6 protein-coding genes and 1 tRNA gene are annotated in these 6,840 nt (G+C 33.0%); all 7 read right to left on the reverse strand.

The features are described 5' to 3' along the window. Positions 1–96 precede the first annotated feature (96 nt). Positions 97–936 (reverse strand): phytoene/squalene synthase family protein, encoded by an 840-nt coding sequence (locus ASE40_RS14500; RefSeq protein ID WP_057117803.1) that lies wholly within the window; start codon positions 934–936, stop codon positions 97–99. Positions 937–941: 5 nt separating this feature from the next. Continuing rightward, the gene (locus tag ASE40_RS14505) at positions 942–2,408 is read right to left on the reverse strand and encodes a phytoene desaturase family protein (protein ID WP_057117804.1); all 1,467 of its coding nucleotides are present in this window, start codon (positions 2,406–2,408) and stop codon (positions 942–944) included. A gap of 39 nt (positions 2,409–2,447) precedes the next feature. Continuing rightward, complete coding sequence (locus ASE40_RS14510) at positions 2,448–3,347, reverse strand: MerR family transcriptional regulator (protein WP_057117805.1); 900 nt, start codon at positions 3,345–3,347, stop codon at positions 2,448–2,450. 206 nt (positions 3,348–3,553) lie between these two features. Continuing rightward, on the reverse strand, positions 3,554–4,054 hold the full coding sequence (locus ASE40_RS14515) for a tetratricopeptide repeat protein (RefSeq protein ID WP_241774376.1): 501 nt from the start codon (positions 4,052–4,054) through the stop codon (positions 3,554–3,556). Positions 4,055–4,198: 144 nt separating this feature from the next. Continuing rightward, positions 4,199–5,350 carry an acyltransferase family protein gene (locus ASE40_RS14520; protein ID WP_057117806.1) on the reverse strand — a complete coding sequence of 384 codons (1,152 nt, stop codon included), beginning with the start codon at positions 5,348–5,350 and terminating at the stop codon, positions 4,199–4,201. 102 nt (positions 5,351–5,452) lie between these two features. Further along, the gene (locus ASE40_RS14525) at positions 5,453–6,358 is read right to left on the reverse strand and encodes a LytTR family DNA-binding domain-containing protein (RefSeq protein WP_057117807.1); all 906 of its coding nucleotides are present in this window, start codon (positions 6,356–6,358) and stop codon (positions 5,453–5,455) included. Positions 6,359–6,661: 303 nt separating this feature from the next. Further along, positions 6,662–6,744 (reverse strand) — tRNA-Leu (locus ASE40_RS14530). Between the last annotated feature and the right edge of the window lie 96 nt (positions 6,745–6,840).

The raw sequence follows: 6,840 nt of genomic DNA on the forward strand, positions 1-6,840 counted from the left end.
CTCATTTTTGTCATTTCGACGAAGGAGAAATCTTCGCAAATAACTCCGTAAACTATGGTAACCATCTTTTGTCGGGAAATTATAAACTGGACGAATTTATACTAGTTTGAGCTTGTACGTTACAAAAGACTGCGCTAAAAGTCCTGCTTTTGTGTAATTAGAAACACGGATTCTTGCGTTACCAATTTCGTAATAAGGCGTATTTTTTAGTTTTTTAAGCAGTTTTCTGTAATAAACATAAGCGGTATAAACTCCGAATTTGGCTTCGATAGGAAGTTTTACAATTCCTTGGTAAGCGATGCGGAAATCTTCTTCAATTTCTTGTATAATCTGCTCTTTTGAATCTTCGTTGAAATTGTTAAGATTAACACCTGGGAAATAAGTTCGGTTTAAAAGCGTATTGTCATCTTTTAAATCCCTCAAAAAGTTTACTTTCTGAAAAGCAGATCCTAAGCGCATGGCTTCATCTTTTAATTGTTCGTATTTATGCTCTTTTCCAGAAACAAAAACCTTTAAACACATTAATCCCACAACATCAGCTGAGCCGTAAATATAATCTGCGTACTCTGCCTGTGTGTTATAGGTTGATTTTATAAGATCTAGTTTCATGCTTTTTAGAAAAGCCTGAATAAGATCGTCTGTAATATTGTATTGTTTTACAGTATGCTGAAAAGAATTTAGAATTGGATTTAGGCTGATTCCTAATTCCATTGCTTTATAATATTCTTTTTCAAAATCGTCGATAAGATATTCTTTTTCATAATCATGAAATGAATCTACAATTTCGTCAGCAAAACGAACAAATCCATAAATGCTGTAAATAGCATCGCGAATGCTTGGTGAAAGCATTTTCACGGCAATTGAAAATGAAGAGCTGTAGTTTTTGGTAACCAGCTTGCTGCATTTGAAAGAAACGGCGTCGAATAGTGATTTCATTTTTTTTAAGATCTTAGAGATTTTTGAATTAATTCAGCTGCTAGTTTTCCTGAAATTAAGGCAGGAGGAACACCTGGTCCAGGAACAGTTAATTGTCCTGTAAAGTATAAATTCCTGACTTTTTTGCTTTTTAATTTGGGCCTTAAAAATGCAGTTTGCAATAATGTGTTGGCCATTCCGTAAGCATTTCCTTTATAAGCATTATAATCTGTTACAAAATCGTTTTTGCAGAATGACTTCTTAAAGATAATATTATTTCTGATTTCTTGTTGCGTAACTTGTTCAAAACGAGTGATTATCTTTTCGAAATACTCTTCTCTGAGTTTCTCGTTATCTTCAATTCCCGGTGCAAGCGGAATTAGGAAAAATCCAGTTTCCATTCCATTTGGTGCAGCTGTTAAATCAGTTTTGGATGGAAAATTGGCATAGAATAAAGGCGATTCAGGCCATTTTGGATTATCGTAAATATCAACAGCATGCTGGTTAAAATCGGTATCAAAAAATAATGCGTGATGCGAAATGTTTTCTATTTTTTTATTAAAACCAATAAAAAATAGGAGAGAAGAAGGTGCAAAAATGCGGGTTTCCCAATATTTTTCAGAATAAGCGCGATGCTCTTTATCTAATAAAGTTTCGGTATGCTGATAATCGGCGCCGCTTAAAATTATATCTGCTTTTATAACTTTGCCATTGATAACAATCGCAGTTGCTGTGCTTTTTTCAACTATTATTTTTTCAATTGGAGCATTAGTTTTAATAGAAACACCAAGTTCTAAGGCTAGTTTTTCGATTCCGCGAATAACATCAAACATTCCAGTTTTCGGGTGCCACGTTCCTAATCCAAAATCGGCATAATTCATGAAATTGTAAAATGATGGCGTTTTGGTTGGTTTCGCACCAAGAAATAATACAGGAAACTCAAGAATTTGGATCAATCTTTCGTTTTTGAATTTCTTGCGGATATCGGCACTTACATTACTAAAAAACTGATTTAATTTTAAAGCGGTTTCTTTTGTAATTAATTCAAGCGGTGAAACTCCCGGGCGATACACTAAATCTTTTATAGCGATATCATAATTGCTTTTGGCTTGATTGATAAAGTTTTGAAGTTTTTGAGCGCTTCCTTTTTCAATTTCTTCAAATGTCGATTTGATATCTTCTAAATTGTCATAAATACTTATAAAATCATTTATTCCAAAATAGACGCGATATGCCGGATTCAGCTTTACGAGTTCGTAATAATCTGATGGTTTTTTATTAAAGTCTTGAAAAAAGCGTTCAAAAACATCGGGCATCCAATACCAGCTTGGTCCCATGTCAAATGTAAAACCGTCTTTTTTAAATTGTCTGGCACGTCCGCCAATCGTGTCATTTTTTTCATAAATAGTTACATCGTTTCCTTGTTGTGCAAGGTAACAAGCTGCGGCTAAAGAAGAAAAGCCCGATCCTAGTATTGTTATTGTTTTTCTCATTTGTTTAACAAATATAAGAAAAACTTAAACAAAATAAAATTAGATCATATTAATAGTTTCTTCCATTGAATCAAAAACTCGAATTCTATCGGTTAAAACTTTCTGATCGATATGTTCAACCATTTTTCCCATAAGCCAGATTTCGTTGTTTTTTTGCAACAATTTCTGTCCCATAGATTTAACATACTGGTTAATTACATTTCTATCAGGCTGAACTGTCATGAAAGAAACAAATGTAATGTTCTCAAAATGTCTGGTTAAATCCTGTAGATTTTCAATCGGCATACTTTCTCCTAAATAAATGGATTTGTAGCCTTTGTCGAGAATTTCATATTGCAGATATAGTAATCCGATTTGGTGAATTTCATTTAGCGGAAGCGACAAAACAAATACTCTATCTGTCTTGGTTGGTTTTCTTATTTGAAGACTTTCTGTGTAAATTAATATTTTCTGTTTGATCAAATGGCTCATGAAATGTTCATTTGCAGGAGTAATTGTTTCAGACTGCCATAATAATCCAAGCTCTTTTAAAAGAGGTAAAAAATGTTCTTTAAAAACTTCTTTAAAAGTCTTTTCAGAAATAAGCCAATCGAAAGTATTAAAGAATAACTCTTGGTCAAAATTCATCATCGCCATTTTGAAAGAAGTGATGGCGTAATTTTGTGAATTTTTCTTAGAAATTATTTCGCGCACCAATTGTGGAATCTTTTCTTCAGGATAAGTTGCGATTTTAGAAATCTTATAACCGTACTCGTGTAATAACGTGATGTTTAAAAGTTTCTGAAGATTTTGCAGATTATAAAATCTGATGTTTGTATCAGTTCGCATTGGTTCAAGGATGTTGTATCTCTTTTCCCAGATGCGTATGGTATGCGCTTTTATTCCAGATAAGTTCTCAAGATCTTTAATACTGAAAACAGTTTTAATATTGTTTATCATTTCTCGCGATTAGGTCGACAAATGTAAAACAAAATCTTATATGCAACCTTAAAACCACATTAAAAAGATAGAGGATTAGAGGTTTACGTACTGTAAATATATTTTTTACCTAAAAACAGGTATATTTTATCTAAGAAATATATTACTTTAATAAAAAGTAAAAATAGTCTGCAGTAAGATTGCAGACTATTTTTGTTTTTAAGTTCTTATTTGCAGAAAGTCGATCTGTTTTTTGCAGCACTTTGACTTCCTAATTCAATTGCTTTTGTAAAATCTTTACAAGCATTTTTACTATCGCCGATTTTATTATAAGCTAAACCTCTTAAATTGTAAGCAATGTAATCTTTCGGATTTAAACCTAAACAAGATGTGCAGTCGTCAATTGCTCCCTGATAGTTTTGTAATTTATAATTAACATTGGCTCTGCCTGTAAATGCATCTGCATTCATGCTGTCTAAGTCGATTGTTTTGCTAAAATCTGCCTGCGCGCCTTTGAGATCGTTTAGTTTAAATTTTGCAACACCACGATTCTGGTATGCCTCGACAAATTTTGAATTCATGCTGATGGCTTTGGTGTAGTCAGCGATTGCGCCTTTTGTGTTTCCGGCTTCCGCTTTTTTTATGGCTTTGTCAAAATAGCCTGTTGCAGATTGTGCCCAGATGGAGCAGGTCATCATCATAAATGATGCTAATAGTAGGTTTTTCATAAAACTAATTTGGGATTAGTGATTTAAATTATTTCTCAACGAATTTAAGAAAGTTTTTATTCTGTAAGGGAATTTCTTTTTTAATATAATGCTATTTGTTTATAATTAGGATTTTGACTTTTGTTGAAAGATCAATAATGTGTGTTATAAAATTCTCTTAACTCCTGGAATTAATAAAATAATAGATCCTAATACAAAACTGCCCAATACGATTAGCGGCGCGGTAATTAAAAGCTTTATTGCGGGGTCAACAGCCCAGTTTTTTAGTGCTAACATAAATATAACTGTCACTAATGGATGAAAAATGTAAACGGCAAAACTACTGCGTGATGCTTTAGTAAGTAATATTGAAGTAGCATTCCAATTTATTTTTCCTCTAATTAATAATGCGGTTAGTATCGAAATTCCAATCCATTGCTCCCAGACTGCGTATAATAATGCCTGCCAGTGAAAACCACCCGAAAACCAAGAAAGAGGTGTGTTTAATTTGTATCTGATGATAAAAAATACTGGAAAAAGCAACAGGCATAAACGTGCTGACCTTTTGAGTTGTCTGCCTGTTTTTCCTGAAAGCTGTTCAAACCAATTGTTTTTTGATGCCAGTAATCCAATTATAAATAGTGCGATATATTGTGGAAAATGCCCAAGCTGAAATCCGACAGGTTCAAGAACCCATCCAACAGGGAATATAATTCTAACTAAGAAAGAAATAACTCCTAATCCTGCCGCAAATAGTATTATAGCGCCAGAGCTGGGCGCTGCCAATGGTTTGTTGAAGTTAATGTTGAATATTTTTTTTACTGCCACATAAACTAATGTAAAAAGCAATAGTGCTGCTACAAACCAAGTAACTCCTAAGTCGATCCAGCTGTCATATCTGCTTAAGTAATTGAAATAAGTGATATGTGCTTTTGTGAAATAATAAACTAGATAACAAATAAATGGAGTAAGAATAAAAGAGTAGAAAATTAAAGGAATTCCTAATCGAATTAGTCTGTCCTTGATAAATTTAGAAACTCCTTTTTTAGAATAGGAAGAGTTGGTAAAATAAGCAGCCAGGAGAAAGAAATATCCCATAAAGAAAGACTGATTTATACTGATGAATACTGTCGAAAGGATGCGTACTCCTAAAAAACTAGTTTCTTCATTGTAGTACCAGCCTTCAGAAGAACTGTAAGCAATAACGGTGTGGTGAAGTACAACTAATATGGTTAGAAGAACTTTGATATTATCGATGTATAATAATTTGTTTGAAGAGCTAGAATCCTGATTCTTGACAGCAGTTGCAGTTGACATAATAATTTTGGTTTTGTGTTATTGATGGCAAACGTACAACAGTAAAATGCAGTAATAGCGGGCATTGTTACTAATAACTACCTTTTGTGACGAGCAACAAGATTATGCAATGTATTTGCGGCGAAGCTCTTGGTGATAGTTGTTGAAATTGTCTATCTGTTTTCTTGAAACTGGAATTTTAATATTGGTTTCATTAAATGATAGTAAATAACCTTGAGAGTTTCCAGATACTTTTTGAACCTTAAACATATTTACTAAATAGGTTCTGTGGCATCTAAAAAAGTGTGGATAATCTACTATTTGAATTTCAAATTGGGTTAAAGAAATTCTCTTTACTTCTGTGGTAATTTGGTTGTTGTTCGATTTTGTCAACTCGATATAATTGCCATCCGCTTTTGCGAAAAGTAATTGATCGATATCAAGGCTAAAATCATCTTGCTTTACCTGTGTGCTGATAAAAAGATTAGATTTTGAAATTGTTTTTTCGGCTTCAACAGCTAAAGGTGTGAATTGAAGAACAAATGGAGATCCTTTTTTAGATTCAAAATAGAAGCTAGCTAATCGTATAAAAAAGTAAAAAAAGATACCTGCTACGAGGCAGTTTCTTATTTCTTCGAAAAAATAATTCCAAGACCAGTTGTTTGGGTTGTTATAAAGCAAATCACGCATTAGAAAGCTCGATGTGCCAATAAGGACTAACAGTATTCCAATGTGACTATATTCTTGGAGCAACGTCCATTTAGTCTGGAATTTTGTTTTTCTGTAATGATTTAAAACTTCAAAATAAGCAAATAAAATAAATGCTGGTGCAAAAGCATGAAAGAAACAAATAAACAAATAGTGCATTTTGAGTTCAGGATCATAAACTCCAAATGGTTTGAATAGTAAGAGAAATGTTAGAATAATAAAAAATACTATAACTGAACTTTTGATGAGATTTTGAGATTGATATCGAGTTGGGTATTCGATTTCATTTATTAAATGTTCTGTATTAATGTAAAATCTCATGCTAAAGTTTGTTTAGTTCCAAAAATACAAAAAAGAAAGGTTTAATTTTTGTGTAGACATTTCTCCGATTTGAAAGGGTATAAAAAAAGGTCAAGTAAATTAATACTTGACCTTTTGTGACCCGACTGGGGCTCGAACCCAGGACCCCATCATTAAAAGTGATGTGCTCTANTGTTGTTTTCTTCAATGAGGGTGCAAATATAAGTACTTTATTTAGCTATTTGCGTCTTTTTTTTGAATGATTTTAAGAATAAATTATAAAAGCCTATTCTACAATTAAATAGAGTTTTAATTTTTTTCTAGTGACCATGGAGGGATTTGAACCCTCACGCCCTTACGAGCACCACCCCCTCAAGATGGCGAGTCTACCGTTTCTCCACATGGCCAAAATAAAAAAGGTCAAGTAAAATAAATTACTCGACCTTTTGTGACCCGACTGGGGCTCGAACCCAGGACCCCATCATTAAAAGTGATGTGCTCTA

Origin of the sequence: Flavobacterium sp. Root935, from assembly GCF_001429295.1 — a bacterium.
Classification (GTDB): domain Bacteria; phylum Bacteroidota; class Bacteroidia; order Flavobacteriales; family Flavobacteriaceae; genus Flavobacterium.